The sequence below is a fragment of the Lyngbya aestuarii BL J genome (assembly GCF_000478195.2).
Taxonomy (GTDB): Bacteria; Cyanobacteriota; Cyanobacteriia; order Cyanobacteriales; family Microcoleaceae; genus Capilliphycus; species Capilliphycus aestuarii.
The window spans coordinates 55,797-80,423 of the sequence record NZ_AUZM01000026.1 but is presented as its reverse complement, the minus strand read 5'-3'; the positions used below and the strand labels follow the sequence as shown (position 1 = coordinate 80,423).

Sequence of the window (24,627 nt, the reverse complement as noted above, 5' to 3'; positions counted from 1 at the left end):
AACGAAAACCCGTTTTTAATCAATAGAGAGGATCACTCAAATCTGATCAGAGTTTTTAATCAAAGACTGCATCTCAATTCGTGACTCACTGACTCAATTGCAACGGAAATTTTTAGAGATTGGATCAAGGCGACTCAACACACTCGATTCATTGCAATTAACACTCAATTATGGGTTATCGATGACAGCCTTAGCGAGAAACTATAGAATAAAAGCTGAAAACTAAGTATAAATTCAAAGTCATTCCAATGCTGATTCAACCCGAACCACAACCCGAATCAACATTAATCCAGATTATTCGATTATTAAGATGGGATAAGCCCGCAGGACGCCTAATTTTAATGATTCCGGCACTTTGGGCGGTGTTTTTGGCCTCTGACGCTACACCCCCTTGGGTTTTAGTTTTGGTGATTATCTTTGGAACTGTTGCCACCAGCGCCGCCGGATGTGTGGTGAATGATTTATGGGATCGCGATATTGATCCTGAAGTTGAACGAACTCGCAGCCGTCCCCTGGCGTCCCGTGCGTTAACAGTAAAAACGGGTATTGTTGTCGCTTTTGTTGCCTTTGCTTGTGCGGCTGGATTGGCCTTTTACCTCAATTCTTTGAGTTTTTGGCTGTGTGTCGCTGCCGTTCCTGTGATCATTTGCTATCCCCTCGCCAAGCGGTTTTTTCCGGTTCCCCAATTAGTCTTATCTATCGCTTGGGGTTTTGCGGTTTTAATTAGTTGGACTGCGGCGGTTGCGCGTTTAGAACCTGCAACTTGGTTACTGTGGGGGGCGACTGTGGTGTGGACTTTGGGGTTTGATACGGTTTATGCGATGAGCGATCGCGAAGATGACAAACGCATGGGGGTTAATTCGAGTGCGTTATTTTTTGGAGATCAAGCGGCTAATGCGGTGGGTTTTTTCTTTTTAGCGACGGTGGGCTTATTGGCTGCATTGGGAATTGAGATGAAATTACATTGGGAATATGGGCTGAGTTTGGCGATCGCTGTCGCAATTTGGTTTCAACACTATCGTCAATTAAAACAACCCGAAATTCCCAAACCAGTGTATGGTGAAATCTTTCGTCAGAATGTCTGGGTGGGTTTCATTTTATTAGCCGGAATGATCAGTGGAACCTTATTTTAGAGTCGCGTCAATTTCAAGTATGTTTCCAAATCTTAAGGTTTGGCTTTCCGCTTAAAAATGCGAACTTTCTTGAGATCTTGAGTCCTCATTTTTTTGGTGACTTTATCTTTTTTCTCAGGCTTCTGCATATAGAGTGGAGCTTCTTCGGCTCTCACTTCTGTAATCGCATCTACAAGCACAATCAGTTCAAAATTTCGTCTCATTTTTTCACCCAAAAACTCTTGAACTAAACGGACTTGTTTGGGAGTAATGGGTTCTTTTGAGCGGACTTTTAGATAAACAGAGACGGGCTTTCGCGTCCACAGCATATCTGTTTCTAGTAGTTCGACTCGTTGACCAGTGAGTGTATTTTTTTTGAACATTCGGGTGAGATTATATTCTACTTGACCTTGAATGATTAATCGAATCAAACTTAAGCCTAACGGAAAAAATAGGAGTCCCGTTAACAAAATTGCCCAGCCTAAAGCGACATTAACTCGAGTATAGCCTGCCATAATAAACACAATCATACAGGCTAGAGTAATCCCTAAAAGGTTGGTAAAATACAGCAAAAAAGCACCATAACTTTCATTCCAAAGCCCTTGAGATAATGTCAATCCAATTACACATAAAGGAGGCATTAAAGCAACCGCAATTGCAGTTCCGGCTACCGCATCATTAATTCCTTGTCGTACCTTAGAAAAACCACTTAATCCTCCAGCAACAATCGCAACACCTAAGTCAATTAGAGTCGGTTGAGTTCGAGCGATCACCTCACTTCCAAAGTTTTGAAACCCCGTTACACGTCCCAAAAAAATGGATAAACAAAGAGCGAATCCAGTTGCTGCAATTAAAGAGAAAAAACTGCGACGAAATAAATCCGGATCACCCTCTAAAGCCCCAAAAGCAAGTCCTCTCAGGGGTAACATTAAAGGTGCAACTAACATCGCCCCAATAATCACACCCGTACTGTTACTTAGTAATCCAAATGTGGCGATTAAACAAGAGGTAAGAACCAAAACCATGAAGTTAAAATTCAGTTCCGAGTCTGCCATTAAGTCTTGACGCATTTGGATAATGGCAGGTGCAGAGATGTTAGTTTTAAATATTTTAGCCGTAAATATTTTAGCCATAATTTTAGCAAGGGTAACAGGAGAGGTGAAAAAGACAAAATAAGAAGATACAAATAGAATAAAGGATATTTTCTCAGTTCTGAGATTATTTCCAACTTTCTAAAGAATAATCGATATTTATTTGACAATGAAAAAAATCATTATTGGTGTCATGGGGCCAGGTAACAGTGCAACATCTTTAGATCTAAAAAATGCCTATCAACTCGGTCAACTTATTGCTCAAAACGGATGGACTCTTTTGACTGGAGGGCGAAATCTGGGTGTGATGGAAGCCGCCAGTCAAGGCGCAAAATCAGCCCAGGGTTTAACCCTCGGAATTTTACCGGGATCGAATTCCTCGGGAATGTCTGAAGCCGTTGATATTGCCATTTTTACCAATTTAGGAAATGCTCGAAATATGATTAATATTCTCTCTAGTGATATTGTGATTGGCTGCGGAATGGGAGCGGGAACAGCTTCAGAAATTGCCCTAGCCATTAAAGAGCATAAAACAGTCATTCTGCTCAATCAAAATCCAGACAGTCAAGTCTTTTTCCAAAGCTTATCTCCCGATCAAGTTTATCGAGTAGAAACCCCGACTGAAGCAATTGAGACTGTGATTGATTGTCTCTCCTCACAATCTTGATGATCTGTGAAATGGTCAAGAAATAACGGATCTCCAAATCAATAGAAGGTTTTCACCTAAATCCTGTGATTCACCCTCTGATTGACTCCACAATCTCACTCATCCTCCCAAAGCACTAATCGCCAAAATCGGTTAACTTAGGAAACTACAGCCAATCATTATTAACGTAACTTCAAACTCATTCCCATGTCAGTTCGTCAAGATACAATTTTTCAACAGTTTCTCGTTCCCCTTTTTGAAAACGTTCTTGTTGATCCTGAAGCCCTAAAACAGTTTAAACATAGCATCAATTGGGAGGAAGAAAGCACTCGCCTCACCAACCCTCGTTTAACCTATCCAGACTATTACCATTCTCAAAATTTCCACGGGATTAAAGGCGGATATCTCAACTCAGAAGCCCCTGTTTCCTATGATCCCATCACCCAATACGTTTTACCTCCGGCAGAACCGATTGTTCGACAAGGATTAATTGATCGAATTCGAGTCAAACCCCGACGAATTTTAGACTTAGGATGTGGTACGGGTTCAACAACATTACGCTTGAAGCAAGCCTTTCCCGAAGCGGAGGTGATCGGTGTAGATTTATCCCCTTATATGTTAGTCGTTGCTGAACTCAAAGCCAAAAAAGCCGGATTAAAAATTCAGTTCCACCACGCCAACGCTGAGGAGACAGGCTTCCCCGATGCGTCTTTTGATCTCGTCAGTGCGTCTCTGTTGTTCCACGAAACCCCGCCAGACGTCGCTCAAACCATTACTCAGGAAAGTTTTCGGCTATTACAAGCCGGAGGGGAAATGATTGTTTTAGATGGAAATCAGCAAACATTACGCCAGACCGAATGGTTGACAGAGATTTTTGAGGAGCCTTACATTAAAGCTTATGCTGCGGCAAGTCTTAATGCTTGGATGACTCAAGCCGGATTTGCTCAAGTCCAAACCGATGACTGGTGGTGGGTTCATCAAATTAGCCAGGGAATTAAACCTATTGTTAAAAATACCTCAACATCTACCCGTTCTCAGACTCAGGTAAGTTACAATAAACCCGAAATTGATAGTTCTGCTGGACGACCAGCACCCGCCTAATTCCAGATTAAAGTAACTTTGTAGTTCAGGTGAGAAATTAAGGATTTTTCCTTTTTTCTCACTCCAACGGTAATCTGCTGTGAATTTCTAGATCCCACTTTATATGACTCTCAAAGCAATTTTATTTGACTTCAACGGTATTATTATTAATGATGAACCCCTTCATGAGCGACTAATTGAACAGTTGCTGATTGAAGAAAACTTACGGGTTAAACCTGAAGACTTTAAACAATTTTGTTTGGGACGTAGCGATCGCATTGGTTTGAGAGAATTACTAACTCATCGAGGACGAGTTGTAACTGATGAGTATCTTGAACAGCTTATTCAGCGCAAAACTAAAGCTTATTGTCAACAAATGGAAGCTTTAGAAGAATTACCGATTTATTCAGGAGTTCAAGAGTTTGTTTGCAAAATTCACGCGGCTGAATTAAAAATGGCGGTTGTTAGCGGAGCGCTACGATCAGAAATAGAATTAATCTTAAATCGGGCAAATATTGCCGAATATTTTTCGGTGATTGTTGCTGGAGATGATATTACCACCAGTAAACCCGATCCCGAAGGTTACTTATTAGCTATTGAACGCCTCAATCAACAATACCCCGAACTTCACTTACATCCGTCTGAATGTTTAGCGATCGAAGATACATTACCCGGAATTCATGCTGCTCAAGACGCAAAAATTGCAGTTGTTGGCGTGGCTCATACCTATCCATTACATATGCTCCAACGGATAGCCAATTGGTCTGTTGATCACTTTTGTGATCTAGAGCTAGAGAGAGTTCAACACAGTTATGAGTTAGAAGTTGCCTAAACCCGTGATCTATTATGACAATTTCCAATCTGTCTCCTAAACTCACTCCTCTGCCTCAATAAATATTCAACAGAGGTGAGTCATTATCGCCTGACTCAAAGCTTGAATTGCTGGCCGTCATACCCCCCAAAAACCAATCAATACAGTGGCATAATTTGAATTTTTCTCTGATGTTTTCCGATTAGGTTAGATCCTAGACATTCATCACATCGGAGACACTTGTTATCATGCCACCTGGGAAATCAGTATCTTTTCCACCACTTTACTACATCGCACAAGTTCGAGCAACCAGCAACATTCTACTCATCAAACATTACAATCAACTCACTCAAGTTCTTAATACAGCTCCCAAAGTCTCATTAGTTGTCAATGCCATCAAACTCGCTTTTTAATCCCTACCGTAATTTGACAATTATTCTACTCATCTCAATTCAAACTTTCTATCCCCACAACTTTACCCGTTGGGGCTGATTGTTTAGCCGCATCCGCAACTTTTAGGGTATAAGCACTCTCAGAAGCCGTCACGTAAAGGGGAGTATGATGTAATAGATGCTCCAACACAATTTGAGTATCCTTAGCAAATAGTCCCCGACGACTCTCTACTTCTATCGTTTGTGAACTCTCCCCTTGAATCAGTTGACCTTGCTTTGGGGTAAAAACTAAGGTTCCATTCTCACCATACAGGGTAAATGTATTTTCAGATTGCCAAAATGCTTCCCCTTTACCATAAACCGCTTCAGCCGAAACTCCATTCTGAAACTGAAGTTGAGCGGTACACAAACACGCTTGATAATAATCAGTTTTTTCCTTTGCGGGCTGATTCCAAAAGCGGCTTTGACAGTGAACCGTTTGCACTAAACCAAACAAATCTGTTAAACGATTTAAGCGAGAAAGCGCCCCAGAAAAGGGAAACCCAAACAGCGAGTGTTGGTAAGTCCATTTATCAGGAGCAGGATGTTTAGGGCTGATCGTAATATAACGAGCATAAAACACTTGACCAATATCGCTTATTGATTTTTTAATGGTATTATGCAGCCCTCCCAACAGTTCAATATGTTCGACGTGTAGCATTTTGTTTTGCTGTTGGGCCAGAGCGATCAGGTCTTGGGCTTCAGTCGGATCTAAACTTAGGGGATATTCAACAATGACGTGTTTATGATTTTCCAAAGCCGCTCGGACAATTTTGCCGTGATCCCGGTTAATTGTGGAAATCACCACTAAGTCTACATCTTCACGTTTGACGAGTTCTTCCCAACTTGCAGAGGCTTCTACATTAAACCGTTGACAGATGGCTTTGGTTTTATCCGAAGTATGACCTGTGAGCGTCACCAGTTGCGATCGCCAATCTGATTTTAACGTTTCTGCTCGGGTTTGAGCGGCGTATCCCGTTCCGACAATACCCACTCGAATTGGAGTTGTACTGGGAGTATAAGATGAGAGATCATTGGGCACCATAAAAAAATTGTTGTTCTATCTTCCGCAGTTTTATTGTCTCGCTTTGTTGGGATTTTCGATAGATGGGGAGATTTTGCCTTCTGAAGACTTGATACAAATCACGACGGGGGTAAATGAGCCGGAAGAACACTAATCGCTGCGATCGCAATATACATCAAAGCGCATCGGGTTTCAAAGAGTGCAACATGATGAAATTTAGTCGTGCGATACCATTCAAACCGCCAGCAGACCAGAATAAACTTTAACACGGCAACCGCAAAACAAGAGGCTGTAACCAGAGATAGACTGTTTAACCCGCAGAGTATGATAATGATGATGCTCGCCACAGTATGATAAATGGTTCCGGCTTTGAGCGAACAAGTCTTCTTTTTTCGCAGTTTGAAGGTGAAGACTGCACTCCCGAAAAACAGGGTATTGAGTATCCACAGGGCGACTGCATTGAGGGATAGATGTCCGGTGGTGGCGCAATAAGCCAGAGGTGCTGCTAAACAAATCGCGGCAAAGCCATTGAGTTCATTGAAAATCGATTTTTGTTTCTGGTAATAGACGTAGGTGGCGTCAACGAGAAGGGCGAGCGCAGCGCTGAGGTAAATCCACAGTAACTCAGGAGTCTGAAGGTAGAGGGTGAAAGCAATAGACAGGGCAATGATTCCATAGATTCCAGTCCAGACTAAAAAGCGGGGCTTCCAACTGCGTCGTTGCTTAATTTGTAGAATCAGGGGATATTCGGCTTGTAGAGCAAAAAAGGTACAGATTAGGGCTAGAGTGGTTGAACTTGTCCAGTGTTGGGCTAAAGCTGATCCGGTGACGACTGATCCCAATAAAATTAACAAAATGCCTTGTTCTGGAGATACAGTAGGGCGATACCAGGCTTGTAAGTTGGGTCGAACTCGTTTTTGCTGGTGAACGGAAGTCGATTCAAGGGTTGATACTGTCATGGTTTGAGGGTAAGCAACTTACTTATTGCAACTTATTATCAATAATAAAAGAAGATTATTTATAATAAAGTATCTATTTCTACGGAAAATTAAGCTAAGTTTAGGTATTTATCGAAAATTATTAGTAGTTCTTATCATTAGCAAGTGTTTTCACTTGAGTATATTTAGCAAAAACAACGGGATTGAAAAAATAGTCAATGAGGACAAAAGAGTAAATCGGTCAGTCAACTTTGTGTCAAAACCCACTCTGGATGAATCTTTAAGCCGTTAGAGAAGTGGTATAACTTTGGTTTTTGGAGGGTCAGGTATAAGCAATTAGGATGTAATTAGAAAAATTTATAATAAAAACCATTCAAACTATCGTCAAAATTCGTTGTACAAGGTCGGTTTTTTCCCTTAATATCAGAAGATAAAGAAAGTATGAAGTACAACCACTAGGGCTAATCATCAGCTAGTAGTTGTATAAGCCAACCTTATACTTTCTTCATGTTCAACCTCAAAGAGGAAAATCACATGGCAAGCTATAACGTAAAACTGATCACTCCCGACGGAGAACAAACTATGGAGTGTGCCGATGACGTCTATATTTTGGATGCAGCCGAAGAACAGGGCTTAGAACTGCCTTTTTCTTGTCGTGCGGGCGCTTGTTCGACCTGTGCGGGTAAGATGGAATCGGGTACCGTTGACCAATCGGATCAGTCTTTCTTAGATGATGACCAGATTGAAGCCGGATATGTTCTGACTTGTGTTGCTTATCCGAGTTCTGACTGCACGATCACCACTCACCAGGAAGAAGCGCTGTACTAAATCTATTACAAATCTAGAGGTTGCTCACTAATTGTGAGAATATCTAGATCAGACAAAAGTCTCCACTCCAAGTATCAAGACCAATGATCGCTGGGTTTTGGTGTGAGACTGGACCTAAACTCTCATTCACATTTAAAAAGGAAAGTAACATGGCAAGCTATAAAGTCACACTGAAAATGCCGGAAGGGCAAACAGAAACCATTGATTGTCCAGATGATGTTTATATTCTCGACCACGCAGAAGAAATCGGCTTAGATTTGCCCTTTTCTTGCCGTGCGGGTGCTTGTTCAACTTGTGCAGGCAAGGTAGAATCCGGTACTGTTGACCAATCGGATCAGTCTTTCTTAGATGATGATCAAATCGAAGCCGGAATAGTTCTGACTTGCGTTGCTTATCCGACTTCAGACTGCACGATTACCACTCACCAAGAAGATAATATGTAGGCGGGATATGGGAATTATCAGAAAACAGCAAATAGCAACCAGTTACAGCCATAACTGGTCACTGAGATCCCATAGATAGTTACAAAAAACCTGCCCTCTATCTCCCCACAGAAGGAGCTAGACTAGGGGACTAGGTTAGATTTCAATCAACTCGACGGATAGTTGAGAAGATTTCCAAATCTGATGTTTAACTCTGTTTTATTCTAACCTAGTCCCTAATTACTCTTGTGTGCTTCTCAATCATCTGTAATGGTTACCAAAAAATAATCGATTCACTCAGACGTTTAAGTTCAGTCCCCGGAAAATAAAATTTGAGAATTCGTTCGCTCGACCAGCCTAACTCAGAGAGTTTGTACGATCCAGTTTGGCTTAAACCCACCCCATGACCAAACCCGCCCCCAACAAAGACATAACCATCAAGTTTTTTATCTTGATCGTAAATCGGATCAACATAGAATAAGGTACTGATCGGCGGCCAGAAGGCATTTTGAATTTCATCCTTTTCAATTTTGATCGTTTCTTTATCGGTTTGAACTTCCATTTGTAGAACCCGTCCAGAAGGCGATCGCTGTGTGACCTTGACTTGTTTAATCGTCTTGAAATCCGGTTTAATATTATATTTGCGTTCCAAATAATACTTAAGATGAGCCGTCATCGCCTTTAAACTGGTTGCTTCTCGCCAGCGAAAATCAACCCAACCCTCCTCATTAAACCCTTTTTGCAAACTCATAAACCGTCGAAAATTCTGTTCCGAGGCTAAACTATTTGCAGATAAATCCCAAACTTGACCGGGTGAATCAACAACCGAACGCAGGTAAGAACGTTCTGGCCCATTCCAAATATCGTGGAAATTGGCAGTCACTCCCCCACTCGACGAAAAATAAACCGCATCAGCTAACTCATTGTTATAAGTCAGTACCAATCCCTCAGTCACCGCAATCGCTCGATCTGTAGACGGGTAAACTTCAGTCAGTCCTTTATAAACCTGACAATCGGTATTTGCACAGATTTCGTAGTTATCGGCTTCAAAGCGTCGTAAATTTCGCAATGCGTAAGTTCTCGATAAAATCGCTTGAGCCTCAATCGAAGCATCTGGGGGCCAAGCTCCCATTTCGTGAGGAACCACACCTCGTAGATAGGTTTCTAGGGGAACATGATTCACCAATGAATGGGTTCCATAAGCATCGGGCTGAAGTTCCAGACTTCCCCCATAAGTCATCGGTGTCGGATCTTTGCTACTTTTGTGAACCTCAATCATATCCTGACTCGCACTCACTTGAAGTTCATGGCGGTTGTAGCGATAGCCACCCAACACCCAATAGGGAATTCGCTGCTGTTTGAGAACTTGAGTTTCTAAACGAACCTTCTGATGTCCTTGGGCTTTGAGACTTTCGAGCAACCACCGTCGCAATAAAGGCGTATTATAAACGCTACGTTTCGCCCAAACTTGCCATAAATCGGGTTGAGCCAGTTCAACTTCAATCCCCATTTCCCGCCATTTTTGGGCTTCCTCATCGGCGGTTTCATAGCTGCGATGACTACTGAGAATAATCCGTTCATCGACAAACGGTTCCGGTAGAGGCTGCATTTCCATTTTGAGAACAACGCTGAGGGTATGGAGAACTTTCTCGCCCTCTGGCGACTGAAACCGCAAAATGAGATGATCGTCGGGTTTAGCCTTAAGAATCAGGGTGTCCGTCGGTTTTTTACCAAACTGCTGAACAACTCCGACTTCCAATGTCGGGTTAAACTCATCTTCAGCATTCGCCCGAACCGATGTCACTCCGAACAAAATACAGATGGAAACGATCACCTGAGATAAAGAGAACAAAGTAAACCGAGACAATGATAAGCGGTGTGGATGGACTCGATGAGATGATGTAAAGCTTGAGGTTGGAATAATCATTAAAGTCAATTCCAGTGGGATCTGAACGTTAGTATGAAAGCGATCGCAGGCAACCATCAAGCATTTTGACATACTCCCTTGCCGTTATTCAATTTTATTACCCACAACTCGATCAAAATCGAGAAGTTGAGTAAGAGGGCTGGTAAAATAGAAGCTTTGAAAGTTTTGACAACCTTATGTGTCGTTTACTTGGCTATGTTGGCTCTACAATTCCTCTCAAGAAAATTTTATCCGATCCGCCCCATTCTTTGATTGTTCAAAGCTATCAACCTCGTGAAATGGAAGAAGCTTTACTGAATGCCGATGGCTTTGGATTAGGGTGGTATCATGCCACTCAACACACTGATCCGTTTACCTACAAAAATATTTTACCGGCTTGGAGCGATCTCAACCTTGATAGTCTTAATCGTTATGTTGAGTCCGGGCGAATTTTAGCTTATGTTCGTAGTGCAACTCCAGGTCAATCGGTTAATTTAAGCAACTGTCAACCATTTCAGTTTGAACGCTTGCTATTTGTTCACAATGGTTATATCAAACAATTTCGCACCAGTCTCTATCGACTCATTCGCAACCGTCTGCGAGATTCAGTTTACCAGAATATTGAAGGAACAACTGACTCAGAACATATTTTTGGGTTACTTATTAATGAACTGACTTCCGCCACTCAACCGACACTGACAACGGCATTACAGACAACATTAATGATCATCAAAGAACTCGCCGAATTAGCAGATGTCAAAGCATTGGTAAATGTGATACTCTGTGACGGGCAGCAAATGGTGGCTTCTCGATTTTCAATTGCAGGGATTCCACCGAGTTTATATTGGCTGCAAAATGATCCAAAATTCCCCGAATCTGTGATTATTGCTTCTGAACCTTTGTTTCCGGGGAATTGGCATTCTTGTCCTGAACAAAGCATTATTAGTGTGGGAGAAAACCTTAGTGTCAACATCGAAAAACTCGGCTAAAGATAGTCTCCATTATGCCTTACATCGCTGTCGTCTGATTACTTTAAAACAGTTTGAAGATGTCGATGAAACTGCTTTTTGCGCTCAACCTCATCCTGATTTTAGTCCGATTGGTTGGCATTTTGGACATATTGGCTACACAGAAGCGTATTGGCTACTTGAACATTGTGCGGATTTGCAACCTTTATTTCCCGAATTTCATCAACTATTTCAGGCTGATGGTTTGCCGAAAAATGAGCGGATTCAATTACCGTCTATCTCGACAATTAATTGTTATTTAGAAGCAATACGGAGTGAAGTTTGGCGTTATCTCGATCATGCACCGATTGAAGAACAAGAACGGTTGTGGCGGTTTATTTTACAGCACGAAAGCCAACACAGCGAAACCATTGCTTTTGTTTTGCAGTTACATCGTCTAAAAAATTCAAAAAATCAACAACAAATTTATCATTCTGCTTCTAAAATCTCTTATTCTCCCCAAGTCTTAAAAATTCCCGCAGGTGAGTTTGAGATGGGGAATAACTCAGTTGAAGCGATGGATAATGAAAAACCTTTACATCGTCGTTCTTTAGACACCTATTGGATTGATCGTTATCCTGTTACCTGTGGTCAATATCGCATATTTATCCAAGTTGGAGGATATCAAAACCGCGAATTTTGGTCAACTCTAGGATGGCAATGGTTACAACAAAATCCAGTTTCTAAACCGTTATATTGGTTAGATGATCCGATCTTTGATGATCATCCTGTTTGTGGAGTTAGTTGGTACGAAGCCGAAGCATATTGTAACTTTGTCGGAAAACGTTTACCCACAGAAGCAGAATGGGAAAAAGCCGCCAGTTGGGATGAAGAAACTCAAAGTAAACAGACTTATCCTTGGGGAGAAGAACTCCCAAATTCTAACCGATGTAATTGTAATGATGGCGAAAGAATGCAACAAGGAACAACTTCTGTAAATACTTATTCTCACGGAGAAAGTGCTTACGGAGTGCGTGATTTATTAGGGAATGTTTGGGAGTGGACAGATAGTTGGTTTGCGGGATATTCAAAATTTCAACATTATCCTTATGTTGGATATTCTCAGAGTTATTTTGATCACCAACATCGGGTTTTAAAAGGAGGAAGTTGGGCAACTCGTCCTTGGGCAATGCGATGTAGTTTTCGCAATTGGTATCATCCGGGAGTTCGAGAAATATTAGCAGGTTTTCGCTGTGTAAGTCAGGGTGAATTTTAATCAAAAATCAATTTTTAGGGGCGCAAGGCTTGCGTCCTAATTGTTGTTTATGTTTTTAAAAATCAAAATAAATGTAAGGTAAAACGCCCTCCGGTGCCAGTAACCAAACTGCTAGAAAAAAAATCGGGGCTAATACCAATTTTATCGGCCAGCTTAACTGTAATCTCAAGCCTCGATTAAATAGAGTAGACAACCCCATTAAAACAAAAACCGAAACTAATAAAAAAACAACATTAATACGTTCTAAACCCAATGATTCTACATAAACTTTATGGGCAAACTGTACATCGGCAGGATGATTCCATAGATTTTTAATGACAAACTCTGAATCTTTTAAATTGGGAAGTCGGAAAAATATCCACGCAAAAAAGACCATTAATTGAGTTAAAAACCAAGCGAAAATAATACCAGGAAACGTTTTCCAAAGGTTTTGAATAGAAAACTGTTTTGATAAGGTATCTGTCAAACGATGAATGACTAAAGCCATACCATGTAAAATTCCCCAAACAATAAAACCCCAAGCTGCGCCATGCCAAATTCCAGCGATTAACATCACAATGAATAGATTGAGACAAGTGTGAATTAATCCGACTCTAGACCCTCCCAATGGAAAGTATAAATAATTCCGTAACCAATCCCCTAACGTCATATGCCAACGTCGCCAAAAATCAGCAATACTCGTCGTAAAATAAGGTGCATCAAAGTTTTCAGGGAGACTTAATCCCAGTAGTAATGCACTTCCTCTCGCTAAATCAATATAACCACTAAAATCGAGATAAAGTTGGAGTCCATACGCAAACGTTGCTAACCATAAATCTCCACTTCCCGCCCGTTCTAAACTACTAAAACTTAAGTCAACTAAAATTCCTATTCTATCCGCAAACAAACCTTTTTTTACAGCCCCTCTGGCAATTAACCACAGTCCATCAGCTATTTGTTCAGGAACGGGAAACTTGAGATTTTTGAGTTGATGTTCGAGATGATGATACCGAGTAATTGGCCCCGATATCAGTTTAGGGAAAAATAATTTATAAGAAGTAAACGTTAGAAAAGAATTGGCTGCGGGTGCGCCTCGATAAACATCAATTAAATAAGCAATAATTTCAAAACAGAAAAAACTTAATCCTAAAGGTGCAATCAGATTATTATCTAGCCAAGTCGCACGATCAAGAAATAAGGGAAGCTTTAATGTATCTCCCACAGTATTAAAAATAAACGGCAAATACTTAAAACCCAACAGTAAAAATATATTAAAAATAATACCAATCCAGAGCAAAATTAAACGCCGACTATTCCAAGCTTCATTTGCAATTCGCCAATCTAGGGGTTCACCGATAGCTAACGCCAAGCCAAAATTAAACAGAATACACAGGAGTAGTAATGGAATATATTGAATTTGTAAAGTTGCATAAAAAATCAGACTCGCCACCAATAAAGTCAGCAGTCGCCAAGATTGCCAAGGAACAATCCAGTAAACTCCAAACAAAATGAGTAAAAATAAAGCGTAGGTAACTGAGATAAAGGTCATGGGTTAATTTTTGTTAACTTTAGGGGTAGAATATATTTCTATCATCTTTTAAGAATCGTTTAAATTTCTCTGATCACAATTGTTAACTAGGTTTGAGCTTGTCCGACGGTAAGATTTGTAACGAGGGGTTCTAGTCAATTTCCGCAGTGGTCAGTCACTCATCACCTGAAAGCCGATAAAGTACACACAACTTCAATCCTATCATCCTTGTAAAAAGTGATATAAAAATTAACTTTTTCTCAAAAATGACTCAAACTGCGTAAATTTACGGATAAATCTGAAAAAAATTATACGATTAGAATTCTGCAAATTCACTCAGGACACATTTAAGTTAAAATGCTAGATTGAAATATAGGGAAGTTGATCAAGGACAAAGTTCTCTGTCGGACTTTTTCTTTAACTTCACCTTAACTATAATCAGGGATTCTATTTTCAGGCGTTGGTTGTAAGAGCAATCAATTCATTCATCTTAAAAAAAACGACATCTACAGTTATTTAACATTCAGTTTTAGAGTTGACAATAAACTCTAGAATTGATTGCTAAAAAAATTTCATTGATTTAACAAAAACTGCTTAAAACTTTAGGAGTATCTACCGTGTATCTATCAAATAAAGCTGCTGATTCAGTTTCTTATAAAGCTTATACTCTGTGTGCATCTCAATCATTAAAATTCATGAAAAGTATTGTTTTTATTGACTCTAACGTTCAAGATTATCAATATTTAGTTCAAGCTGTTACTGACAATACCACCGTTAAAATAATCAATTCAGAAGCAGATGGAATTCAACAAATTACTCAATATCTAGCAAAAGAAAACTATTCAGAAGTTAATATTGTTGCTCACGGTTCGCCAGGATGTTTGTATCTAGGTAATAGTCAGCTAAGTCTAGATACTCTCGAATATTATACAGGTCAGCTTAAAATTTGGTCAGTTGCATCAATTTTAATTTATGGGTGTAACGTTGCTGCGGTCGACGCAGGTGTTGAATTTATTGATAAATTACATCAAATTACAGGTGCAGAAATTGCTGCATCTACTCATAAAATTGGTCATTTTACGTTAGGAGGAAATTGGAAATTAAACATTAAAACTTATGATTTTGATGTTTTTTTACCGTTTGATTCTAGAGTTAAAACTCAATGGAATCACGTTCTTGAGCCGACTCCTTTTGCAGAAGAACCTAATTTTTATCAAGTTATTTCAGGTCAACTCAAACTCTTAAACCCGTTGACAGGTCAATATGAGGATATAGGGCCAGTACAATCATTTTATAATGGTGCTGGCTTTGGAAAAGATACAAATAATAATCTTTATATCTATGGAGTTGGAACTCAAGGAACAATTAAAGATAAAGTTATTCGTGTCGGTTCTAATGGAGAAATTGAGCAGACCAGTATAACTTTGCCGAGTGGTAGCACAGGTCAAGATTACAATGCAGGTGATGTAGATTTTACTAACAATGACTTATGGGTTCGACTCAAAAAGACCGGACTAGAGCTTGTCAAGGTTGACCTCGATACTAACACAAATCAAACCGTTACATTTACAAAATCAGGTACTTTTACAAATCCTGAATTTGTTTCTGACCTGGTTTATATTTCTTCTGAAAAAAGTCAGGTTTTAACTGGGGTTGATGCAGGTAATGCTCTCTATGGCGTAGAAAATAACAGACTTTATATTTGGAATCTTGACACAAAAATACTGACTTCAAAGCCGATCACAGGATTACCTACACCTGCTAATACCTATGGTGCAGGATGGACAGATGTTGATGGTCGCTTGTACGTGAGTAGTAATAATGAGGGTAAACTATTCCGTATCGATGCTTATGCGAGTCCCTCTCCAACAGTAGAAGAAATCACAACTACTGAGATAACAACTCTCAATGATGGGATGTCTGACCCAGGTCAGCGATCACCTTATGTTATTCCCTTAATTGACTTGGATGGTGATAATAGTTCAAACATAGGTAGTCCAAATTACGAAACAACTTTTACTGAAGATAGCGGTGGTATTGGTATTGTAGAACCGAATAATCCAACAGATGAAACCGCAGATATAATTATTAAAGATTTTGATACACCTAACCAAATTAGAACCGCAACAATTACTCTAACAAATACAAAAGATGGTGATAATTTTATTGTTGGAAGCTTACCAACAGGAATCACATCAGATCCAACTACAGATGCTTCAGGTAATCTTGTTCTAACCTTAAGTGCAGCGGCTGATATTACTCCAGAAAATTGGGAATTAGCTTTAGAAGCAATTCAGTTTAATAATACTAGCGATACACCAGATACTGAACCTAGAAAAGTACAGGTATTTCTAACTGATGTTGCTAACTACAAAGGAAATACTGGAACAACTACGATTAATATTGTCCCGGTTAATGATGCGCCCAGTTTCAACGGACTTGATGGAACTCCTACTTTTAGTATAGGCGGAGGTGCTATCGTTCTGGATGCTGATGCAACGATTATTGACCCTGAACTTGATAATACTAACTATAATGGAGCTACTCTCACTTTACAACGAAATGGCGGAGCAAACGCTGAAGATGTATTTAGCAATAGTGGAACGTTAGACGCTTTAACAGAAGGAGGAAATCTTGTTGTTAATGGGGTTACAGTTGGAACCGTTACTACGAATAGTAATGGAACTTTAACCCTAACTTTTAATGCTAGTGCAACAGGAGATTTAGTTAATCAAGTTCTCCAACAAATTACTTATTCAAATAACGGTGCAACTTCTGCGACTTCTATTCAGATTGATTATACCATTAATGATGGAAATACAGGTGTTCAAGGTACATCTAATCCATTGGCTTTAGCAGGAAGTGGTTCTATTACTGTTAATATTACAACTAACAATACTCCAACCGTTAGCAGTATTAGTAAAACCGGAACAGAAGACAATAATATTCTATTTACTGCGGATGACTTTACCAGTCAATTTACTGACATAGATGGTGATAGTCTGACGAAAATTAAAATCACTTCACCCCCAGAAAATGGAACCCTAACTCTAAATGGAAATCCGGTTAGTCTTGATGATGAAATAGATGTAACGCAGTTAGAAAATCTAGTCTTTACACCAGATGAAAACTTTAACGGAGACACCAGTTTTGGCTGGAATGGGTTTGATGGAAATAGCTACGCTGAGACTCCTGGAACCGTTAATATTAGTATTAACAGTGATAATGATGTTCCCACCGTTAATGATCTCAGTAAAACCGGACTAGAAGACAATACTATTCTATTTACTGCGGATGACTTTACCAGTCAATTTACTGACATAGATGGTGATAGTCTAACGAAAATTCAAATCACCTCACTCCCAGAAAATGGCACCCTAACTCTGAATGATAATCCAGTTAGTCTTGATGATGAAATAGATGTAACTCAGTTAGGAAATCTAGTCTTTACACCGGACGAAAACTTTAACGGAGATACGAGTTTTGGCTGGAATGGGTTTGATGGAAATAGCTATGCTGAGACTCCTGGAACCGTTAATATTAGTATAGGAACGACTACAAACAATCCCCCAACTGTTTCTGACAATAGTGTTCAGTTCAACAATAATAGCCAAGATAACGAGTTAGGAATAACCGCCCCCACTGACCCTGAGAATGATAATCTCACGATAACTGTTACCACTTTACCCAACTTAGGAACCGTTACCAAAGCAGATGGAACACCTGTTAGTATTGGCGATATACTTACTCCCGAAGAACTCGCAGGACTGCTTTATGACACCCCAGAAAACTACAACGGTACCGATGAATTAGGAAGCTTTACTTATAATGTCAGCGATGGGGTTAATACCGTTCCCGGTACTGTCAATATTGACATTATTAGTCCCGATACGGATACCGATGGGGATGGAATTCCTGATATTAACGACCTCGATGATGATAACGACGGAATTTTCGATAGCAACGAAGGCGACGGCGACACAGACGGAGACGGTATCCCAGACAGTCTCGACCTCGATAGCGATAACGATGGGGTTCCCGACCTCAACGAAAGCGGACTTACCCCCGACCAAATTAACCAACTCGATACCGATGGCGACGGTATTATCGACCCCAGCAACAACTTTGGTGAAAACGGCGTTATTGATAGTCTAGAAACGACCCCAGACTCCGGTCAACTCGACCTCAACGGCGACGGTCAACCCGATGACCCCATTGACACCGACCAAGACGGGGTTCCCGACTTCCAAGACCTCGACAGCGATAACGATGGTATTCCCGATGTTACTGAAGCGGGGGGAACAGATACCGACGGCGATGGGTTAATAGATGGGGCGAATATTGATACAGATGGGGATGGGTTAGCAGATGCGGTTGACCCCGATAACGGGGGGACTGCGGTTGCTATTCCCGATATTGATAATGATGGTGTTGCAGACTTCCGCGACCTCGATAGCGATAACGACGGTATTTCCGACCTGATCGAAGGCGGACAAGACCCCGCCGTTGTGGATACAGATGGGAACGGTATTATTGACGGTTCCGATAGCGATGGGGATGGTATTCTTGATGTCATTGATGATAACGACGGGTTTAGCGACGCCAACAACGACCCCTTACCCGATGCGGATGCAGACGGAACTCCCGACTATCAAGAAATTGACAGCGATAACGATGGAACTCCCGACCGAGTAGAAGCCGGACTTCCAACCGGAGAAGGAACCCCCGATGTTAACGGAGATGGTCAAATTGATGACCCCACAGATACCGATGGGGATGGGGTTCCCGATAGTATTGATACCCTTCCCGATGGCGACGGTGGTTTTGAAACACCAACCCAACCCATCAACCAACCCCCAACGGTTGCGAGTAATAGTATTCGAGTTGATGTCACCAGCGACAATAACAACCTCGGACTCAGCGCCCCAACTGACCCCGAAAATGACAATTTAACCATTACCATTTCTTCGATACCCACACTCGGAAGCATTACCAAAGCAGACGGAACAATTGTTAATATTGGCGATAGTCTAACACCCGCAGAACTCGCCGAACTGGTTTACAACGCCCCCGACAACTACAACGGTAGCGATGACTTGGGTGAGTTTAGCTACGATGTTAACGATGGGGTGAATACGGTTGCGGGTAAGGTTGATATTACCGTTGTTAACCCTAATGTTGATAGTGATGGGGATGGTGTTCCCGATATTAACGACTTAGACGATGATAACGACGGTGTTCTCGATATTGATGAAGGCGAGGGAGACAAAGACGGTGACAATATTCCCAATGTTCTTGACCTCGACAGCGATAACGATGGTATTCCCGACCTTTACGAAAGCGGACTTCCTCTCGACCAAGCTAGCCAACTCGATACCGATGGGAATGGCGTTATTGACCCCACTAACGATTTTGGCAATAATGGTTTTGCAGATCGCCTCGAAAACCCCCCCGACTCCGGTCAAGTGGACTACAACGGCGACGGTCAACCCGACACTCCCGTTGATACCGATAGCGATAATACCTCCGACTTTCAAGACCTCGACAGCGACAACGACGGAATAAACGATGTTATTGAAGCGGGAGGAACAGACGCCGACAACGATGGCTTGATAGATGGGACCGATACCGATACGGACGGAGATGGGTTAGCCGATAGCGTTGACCCAGACAACGGAGGAACAGCCAATATTCCCCCCGATACCGATAGTGATAACGTCCCCGACTTCCGTGACCTCGATAGCGACAACGACGGAATAAACGACATCATCGAAGGCGGTTCACCTGACCCCGACGGCGATGGGGTTATTGGGGGAGAGGATACTGATAGTGATGGTATTCCCGATATTGTTGATAATAATGATAGCGGTTTTGGTAATAGTGGCGGAACTCCGACGCCCGACACCGACAACGATGGAAGCCCAGACTATTTAGACCTCGACAGTGACAACGATGGAACTAACGATATTATCGAAGTCGGTTTAACTGACCCAGACGGTGATGGTCGCTTAGATGCAGAAGATACCGACAGTGATGGTATTCCTAATGCTGTTGACAATAATGATGGGGGTTTTGGCAATAGCGGAACTCCTCCCCTTCCCGATACAGACAACGATGGTATCCCCGACTTCCGAGATGTGGATACACCGCCCATCCCCTCTGTTCCTTTCGTTCCTGTTCCAACCATTCCCGTTGATAATCAATCTCCCGTTGCCGTCGATGATACACCCAATACGCCCCAAGATCAAAGTGTTGTTATTGATGTTCTTGAAAATGACAAAGATGATAGCCTCTTAAACCCCGGTAGTGTTGTGGTTGTCACCGAACCCAATCAAGGTACAGTCGTTAATAACCAAAACGGTACTCTGACTTATACCCCCAATTCTGAATACATTGGTTCCGATAGTTTTTCCTACACTGTTCAAGACCAAGATGGCAACTTATCCAATATTGCTACTGTTACGATTAGCGTTAACGCCCAAGGGACTATCGACACCGAATGTTGTCAGTGTCCTGAACCCCCTCAACTGGGTGAAAAAATTCTCCCGACTCCCCCAGAAGTAACAGCTAGCAATTTAAACGCTACCAATGAAGCTGACCTGTTAGTGGGGACTGTTAACGATGATGTGATTACCGCTTTGGCGGGGAACGATACCCTGGTTTCAGGAGAAGGAAATAATCTCATCTATACAGGTTTGGGTGATGATTTAGTCTTCAGTTCCACCGAAAATGATACCTTATACGGTGAACTCGGTAAAGATACCCTAATTGGTGGGCCTAGCGGTTTAGAAGCCATTGGGGATAGCGGCGACCAAGATATTCTGTTTGGTGATGAAAATAATGATTGGTTAGTCGGAAGTTTGGGTCAAGATACCCTTCACAGTGGGAAAGACGATGACGAAGCTTTTGGGGGTAAAGATGATGACTGGGTAATGGGTGAACAGGGTAATGATACCATTCTTGGGGATATGGGGAATGATACCATTCTTGGGGGAACCAATAACCTCCCAGATGACCCCACACGCGATACTTTCGGAGAAGACTGGCTATTTGGGGGTGAAGGAAATGACTTCATGGACGGTAACGAAGCCAACGATACCTTAGTAGCCGGAGTTGGTGACGATACGGTTCATGGCGGTAAACAGAATGATTGGCTATGGGGTGAAGCCGGAAATGATATGATGTTCGGCGATATTGGCAATGATAGTCTTTGTGGAGGGGAAGGTAATGATACTCTACGAGGTGATCAAATCGATGATGGTAATTCTCCCTCAGTTGGCGCCAATGGTCAACAGGATAAACTCTCTGGTGGCGTTGGGAATGACCTGTTATTCGGTGATGAAGGTCAAGATACTCTCTGTGGAGGAGATGATAACGATACCCTACATGGCGGTAAAGACGATGACCTGTTAAAAGGATGTAGCGGCGATGATTTACTGTTGGGAGAAATGGGAAATGACAGCTTAGTGGGCGGTAACGGTAATGATACCCTGACAGGCGGCGAAGGAAATAACTATTTTGTCCTAGAATTTAACTCGGGTGAGGATGTGATTACTGATTTTCAAGTCGGTCAGGATAATCTAGTCTTGGCAGAAGGTTTAACCCTTTCTTCATTGCAGATTAACGCCGAGGGTGATAACACCGTCATTACCCTCAACAGTGAAATCATCGCGACTTTAGTTAATGTCGATGCAGCCGCAATTTTGCCTTCAGACATCCTCATTTAAGCCGACAAAGGGCGCAAACGACCGCGCCCCTCAAAAACATCAAAATGGTTCGCCCTCACTGTTATAAGCCATCACCCCTTGTTCGGCAGGGGCAGATTGTGGAAATCTCGGAAGTTCAATCGAAGCCAGCGATCGCAATTTTTTCTGACGAGTCGATTGAATTAACGGTGCCGGCCAATTAGAAGCCTCAGATGCAGATGAAACCCTCTGTTGTTGTTGCGAACCTCGATGTAATTGATCAACTTGTTGATGAGGAGAAGGAATAAACCCTGACTTCCCGGTATCTAACTCAAAACTGGGTATAGTCGAGGACGCATATTCCATCCGAATCCGATCCAACTCATCTTCGATAAATCGAGGAGAAGATTGTACAGGAGTCGGTTCAACGGGTTCAGACTCAGATTCAGGGGTTTCCATAAAGGGATTTGACGTTAAAGGTGTCTGTCCCGAATCATCTGGATACCAATAGTTTTCTAATTCCCCTAAATTGGGGAGTTCTGAGAGTTGAGAAGCGGCTAAACTCTGTTGATTTTCTCTCCAATAATCTTGTTGGGAGAAATCCTCTGGAGTGTTTTGTAAATTAGGAGGGATTGGTTCATCTAATTCTAACCATTCATCGACCAGTTCCTCGTCAAAATAATCGGAGTGTTGTTCTTGCCTGACAATTTCATCGAGGCGTTCTACACTATCATTATCGTCTGTCAATTCGGCTGACCAGGGTTGAACGGGTTGAGATCTCGAAACCCCCATTGGAGGGGAGTCAAGGTCTAATACTAAAGACTCTCGAGGATCTTCTCCGGGGCTAGTCTGTTCAATTTTGGGTAAATCTAAATAGGTTTTATGAGGTTGACTCTGTTGATCGTGCGACTGTTGTCGCGGTTGCATCTCTAAACATCGTTCTAAAGCCGCTTTAAACTGAAGGGTATGACGTTGCTGACGGTGTAAACGCGATCGCAATTCTCGACAAGCATTTTGAGCTTCTACCAACTCATGGAATTGTTCATTATAGCGCTGTTGAGCCAAAGCACATTCCCGTTCCATCTGAGCCATGCGGGTTTGGCTGGTTTCCCATTGTTGGGTGAGGGTTTCAACTAAGACTTGTTGACGGCGAATGACTTGATTAGACAGTTCTAGCTTCCCAAATAACCGAGTCACCTGATCTTGAGCAACTGCAAGTTCTTGAACCCGTTGATTGAATAGACTATCTTGATTGTGTAATGCTTTTCGACATTCATCTAGTTCAATTTCAAGTTCTGTGACTCGATTAATCAAATCCCGATTACACTCATGTAAGGCTTGGATTAACTCAGATGGATTTTCGCTTTCACCCGGTTGAACTTCGACGTCCTCAAAAGCCAACTTTTCCTCGACGACTTCTGAGATGTTGTTTTCGTCAGTAATGGGAAGCTGATCGACACTGATGGCATTCGGTAAATTAACGGTTTCCCATTCTTCGTCTGGTGAGTGAGTCCCATCAACGGAACTCTCATTAGCCTCTAAAGAATGAGAATCTGTTGGAGGGGTAGGATCAGATGGATTGATGTTGGGGGGAAGATCGGCTCCGGGCATAGCTTTAACGAAGAACAGCAACACAAATTACATCCAGTCTACCGTGATCGTTTCTGACTGCCAAAGTTTCTTCTCGAAATTCTCTGTACTTTCACTTGTGATCTTAAAACACACCTTCCCCCTTAACCTGACAAACTCAAGACACCAATGGCAAGCGATAGATGTCAAGGTTGCGTAGCACCGTTAGGCTTGACCTTGACAGATAGAGCGACATTGGTAGGCTTGAAAGTTCAGGTTAAGGGTAAAAGTGAGGGTTTGACAGAATGACTGCGTTGTGATGGTTGATTAGTGAATCAATATAACAGAGTTGATGGTCAGTTGATATGAGTGTGAAATATGCTTGATTTAGGTAGATTTTAGGTAAGTTTATCGTTTTGTTGTTTGAGTCATTACCGTCAAACCTAGTGTTAGCAAGTGTTATAACTCAATCGGGATGACAGGATTTGAACCTGCGACATCCTGCTCCCAAAGCAGGCGCGCTACCAAGCTGCGCTACATCCCGTAAACTGTACTTTTAGTGTACACCTATATAGTTTACACTAAGTCAGTTAAAAATAGCAAAATTTACACCTCACTCAAAATTTAACGAGATAGGAAGCAAAAGTGATTGGTCTTGGGGGTTAGGAGTTAGTCCCGCTTTTAAGGCAGGGGTATCCTCCTCTGGGCAACAGACATTCCCGCACACGTCGCTGTTCATTGTCTCCCCACTCCTAATACCTGGCAAGTAAAGTCATTAGGAGTTAATCTGGGTACCAGAACATCCCTTTAATCCCTTCGGGGTCAGGGATAAAACCCAGATTTCGATAAAAATCTATAACATGGGGGTCAGCAAACAGAGTAATATTGCTGATATCGTCGCTACGGAGCTTTTTAATAATAAACTTCATCAGAGCTTTACCCATACCTCGATTTTGGAAATCTGGATGAACGACTACATCCCAGAGGGTTGCATTAAAAGCATGGTCAGACGTTGCTCTAGCAAACCCAATCAGCCGTCGTTTTTTGCCTTGGAGTTGCCACATCGAAACCACCAAAAAGCTATATTGGATAGCCTTTTTGACTTTTCGTAAAGGGCGACGAGACCAACCCACCGCACTGCAAAGTTCTTCTAGTTCATAAAGATCTATATCACGATCTGTACTAAAAAAAATGCGACCATTACTATTAGTCGATGTGCGAACTGCCTGGGGTGCAGCATCGCTGTCCCCGTTGTTATGAACCTCGTAATCTGCTGTCGAGGAACTCGAGGTGGAATTCATACCGCTAAACAAGTTTTTCCAGAAACCCATGCAGGTGTGGTTAAGGTAGTAGA

At 41.8% G+C, this 24,627-nt stretch carries 17 protein-coding genes and 1 tRNA gene; 10 read left to right on the top strand and 8 right to left on the bottom strand.

The window, feature by feature from the left end; genetic code table 11:
* Nucleotides 1-248 precede the first annotated feature (248 nt).
* On the top strand, nt 249-1,133 hold the full coding sequence (locus tag M595_RS13060; RefSeq protein WP_023066698.1) for a 4-hydroxybenzoate solanesyltransferase: 885 nt from the start codon (nt 249-251) through the stop codon (nt 1,131-1,133).
* Nucleotides 1,134-1,165: 32 nt separating this feature from the next.
* Here the strand turns inward: M595_RS13060 and M595_RS13055 are convergent, their stop codons facing one another.
* Nucleotides 1,166-2,245, bottom strand: coding sequence for a DUF389 domain-containing protein (locus M595_RS13055; protein ID WP_023066750.1), 1,080 nt, complete (start codon nt 2,243-2,245; stop codon nt 1,166-1,168).
* A gap of 127 nt (nt 2,246-2,372) precedes the next feature.
* Here M595_RS13055 and M595_RS13050 point away from each other — a divergent pair, with 127 nt between their 5' ends.
* The 4 genes from M595_RS13050 (at nt 2,373) to M595_RS31555 (ending at nt 5,153) form a co-directional block, all read left to right on the top strand.
* On the top strand, nt 2,373-2,870 hold the full coding sequence (locus tag M595_RS13050; protein WP_023066703.1) for an SLOG cluster 4 domain-containing protein: 498 nt from the start codon (nt 2,373-2,375) through the stop codon (nt 2,868-2,870).
* A 186-nt stretch (nt 2,871-3,056) separates the two neighbouring features.
* Nucleotides 3,057-3,950, top strand: a complete 894-nt coding sequence (locus tag M595_RS13045; RefSeq protein WP_023066737.1) for a class I SAM-dependent methyltransferase — start codon at nt 3,057-3,059, stop codon at nt 3,948-3,950.
* A gap of 103 nt (nt 3,951-4,053) precedes the next feature.
* A complete protein-coding gene (locus tag M595_RS13040; RefSeq protein WP_023066713.1) occupies nt 4,054-4,761 on the top strand; it encodes an HAD family hydrolase in 708 nt (235 codons plus the stop codon).
* A 227-nt stretch (nt 4,762-4,988) separates the two neighbouring features.
* A complete protein-coding gene (locus M595_RS31555) occupies nt 4,989-5,153 on the top strand; it encodes a hypothetical protein (RefSeq protein WP_023066744.1) in 165 nt (54 codons plus the stop codon).
* 34 nt (nt 5,154-5,187) lie between these two features.
* Here the strand turns inward: M595_RS31555 and M595_RS13035 are convergent, their stop codons facing one another.
* Both M595_RS13035 and M595_RS13030 read right to left on the bottom strand, forming a co-directional pair.
* The gene (locus tag M595_RS13035; RefSeq protein WP_040484060.1) at nt 5,188-6,216 is read right to left on the bottom strand and encodes a Gfo/Idh/MocA family protein; all 1,029 of its coding nucleotides are present in this window, start codon (nt 6,214-6,216) and stop codon (nt 5,188-5,190) included.
* Nucleotides 6,217-6,314: 98 nt separating this feature from the next.
* Nucleotides 6,315-7,154, bottom strand: coding sequence for a YwiC-like family protein (locus tag M595_RS13030; protein ID WP_023066719.1), 840 nt, complete (start codon nt 7,152-7,154; stop codon nt 6,315-6,317).
* Between the two features lie 513 nt (nt 7,155-7,667).
* On the opposite strand from M595_RS13030, the gene M595_RS13025 reads away from it, so the two are divergent.
* Both M595_RS13025 and M595_RS13020 read left to right on the top strand, forming a co-directional pair.
* Entirely contained in the window at nt 7,668-7,961 is a 294-nt protein-coding gene (locus M595_RS13025; RefSeq protein WP_040484059.1) for a 2Fe-2S iron-sulfur cluster-binding protein, read from the top strand.
* Between the two features lie 149 nt (nt 7,962-8,110).
* Nucleotides 8,111-8,404, top strand: a complete 294-nt coding sequence (locus M595_RS13020) for a ferredoxin (protein WP_023066739.1) — start codon at nt 8,111-8,113, stop codon at nt 8,402-8,404.
* 253 nt (nt 8,405-8,657) lie between these two features.
* Here the strand turns inward: M595_RS13020 and M595_RS13015 are convergent, their stop codons facing one another.
* Nucleotides 8,658-10,310, bottom strand: a complete 1,653-nt coding sequence (locus tag M595_RS13015; RefSeq protein WP_083492818.1) for a SpoIID/LytB domain-containing protein — start codon at nt 10,308-10,310, stop codon at nt 8,658-8,660.
* Nucleotides 10,311-10,486: 176 nt separating this feature from the next.
* Between M595_RS13015 and egtC the strand changes: the two genes are divergently transcribed.
* The gene (gene egtC / locus M595_RS13010) at nt 10,487-11,278 is read left to right on the top strand and encodes an ergothioneine biosynthesis protein EgtC (RefSeq protein ID WP_023066724.1); all 792 of its coding nucleotides are present in this window, start codon (nt 10,487-10,489) and stop codon (nt 11,276-11,278) included.
* Nucleotides 11,253-12,512: an SUMF1/EgtB/PvdO family nonheme iron enzyme gene (locus tag M595_RS13005; RefSeq protein ID WP_023066742.1), complete on the top strand. Its 1,260-nt coding sequence runs from the start codon at nt 11,253-11,255 to the stop codon at nt 12,510-12,512. The genes egtC and M595_RS13005 overlap by 26 nt, the downstream gene beginning before the upstream one ends.
* Nucleotides 12,513-12,567: 55 nt before the next feature.
* Here the strand turns inward: M595_RS13005 and M595_RS13000 are convergent, their stop codons facing one another.
* Entirely contained in the window at nt 12,568-14,040 is a 1,473-nt protein-coding gene (locus M595_RS13000) for an MBOAT family O-acyltransferase (protein ID WP_023066741.1), read from the bottom strand.
* Between the two features lie 674 nt (nt 14,041-14,714).
* Between M595_RS13000 and M595_RS12995 the strand changes: the two genes are divergently transcribed.
* Nucleotides 14,715-21,746, top strand: a complete 7,032-nt coding sequence (locus M595_RS12995) for a DUF4347 domain-containing protein (protein WP_023066729.1) — start codon at nt 14,715-14,717, stop codon at nt 21,744-21,746.
* A gap of 39 nt (nt 21,747-21,785) precedes the next feature.
* Here M595_RS12995 and M595_RS12990 read toward each other — a convergent pair whose 3' ends face one another.
* The 3 genes from M595_RS12990 to M595_RS12980 form a co-directional block, all read right to left on the bottom strand.
* A complete protein-coding gene (locus M595_RS12990; RefSeq protein WP_023066749.1) occupies nt 21,786-23,315 on the bottom strand; it encodes a hypothetical protein in 1,530 nt (509 codons plus the stop codon).
* 428 nt (nt 23,316-23,743) lie between these two features.
* Nucleotides 23,744-23,817 (bottom strand) — tRNA-Pro (locus M595_RS12985).
* 238 nt (nt 23,818-24,055) lie between these two features.
* Entirely contained in the window at nt 24,056-24,604 is a 549-nt protein-coding gene (locus M595_RS12980; protein ID WP_023066723.1) for a GNAT family N-acetyltransferase, read from the bottom strand.
* Nucleotides 24,605-24,627: the final 23 nt, after the last annotated feature.

Coding starts and splice junctions, on each gene's coding strand:
- M595_RS13060 (WP_023066698.1), top strand. CDS start 249: ATGCTGATTCAACCCGAACCACAACCCGAATCAACATTAATCCAGATT.
- M595_RS13055 (WP_023066750.1), bottom strand. CDS start 2,245: ATGGCTAAAATATTTACGGCTAAAATATTTAAAACTAACATCTCTGCA.
- M595_RS13050 (WP_023066703.1), top strand. CDS start 2,373: ATGAAAAAAATCATTATTGGTGTCATGGGGCCAGGTAACAGTGCAACA.
- M595_RS13045 (WP_023066737.1), top strand. CDS start 3,057: ATGTCAGTTCGTCAAGATACAATTTTTCAACAGTTTCTCGTTCCCCTT.
- M595_RS13040 (WP_023066713.1), top strand. CDS start 4,054: ATGACTCTCAAAGCAATTTTATTTGACTTCAACGGTATTATTATTAAT.
- M595_RS31555 (WP_023066744.1), top strand. CDS start 4,989: ATGCCACCTGGGAAATCAGTATCTTTTCCACCACTTTACTACATCGCA.
- M595_RS13035 (WP_040484060.1), bottom strand. CDS start 6,216: ATGGTGCCCAATGATCTCTCATCTTATACTCCCAGTACAACTCCAATT.
- M595_RS13030 (WP_023066719.1), bottom strand. CDS start 7,154: ATGACAGTATCAACCCTTGAATCGACTTCCGTTCACCAGCAAAAACGA.
- M595_RS13025 (WP_040484059.1), top strand. CDS start 7,668: ATGGCAAGCTATAACGTAAAACTGATCACTCCCGACGGAGAACAAACT.
- M595_RS13020 (WP_023066739.1), top strand. CDS start 8,111: ATGGCAAGCTATAAAGTCACACTGAAAATGCCGGAAGGGCAAACAGAA.
- M595_RS13015 (WP_083492818.1), bottom strand. CDS start 10,310: ATGATTATTCCAACCTCAAGCTTTACATCATCTCATCGAGTCCATCCA.
- egtC (WP_023066724.1), top strand. CDS start 10,487: ATGTGTCGTTTACTTGGCTATGTTGGCTCTACAATTCCTCTCAAGAAA.
- M595_RS13000 (WP_023066741.1), bottom strand. CDS start 14,040: ATGACCTTTATCTCAGTTACCTACGCTTTATTTTTACTCATTTTGTTT.
- M595_RS12995 (WP_023066729.1), top strand. CDS start 14,715: ATGAAAAGTATTGTTTTTATTGACTCTAACGTTCAAGATTATCAATAT.
- M595_RS12990 (WP_023066749.1), bottom strand. CDS start 23,315: ATGCCCGGAGCCGATCTTCCCCCCAACATCAATCCATCTGATCCTACC.
- M595_RS12980 (WP_023066723.1), bottom strand. CDS start 24,604: ATGGGTTTCTGGAAAAACTTGTTTAGCGGTATGAATTCCACCTCGAGT.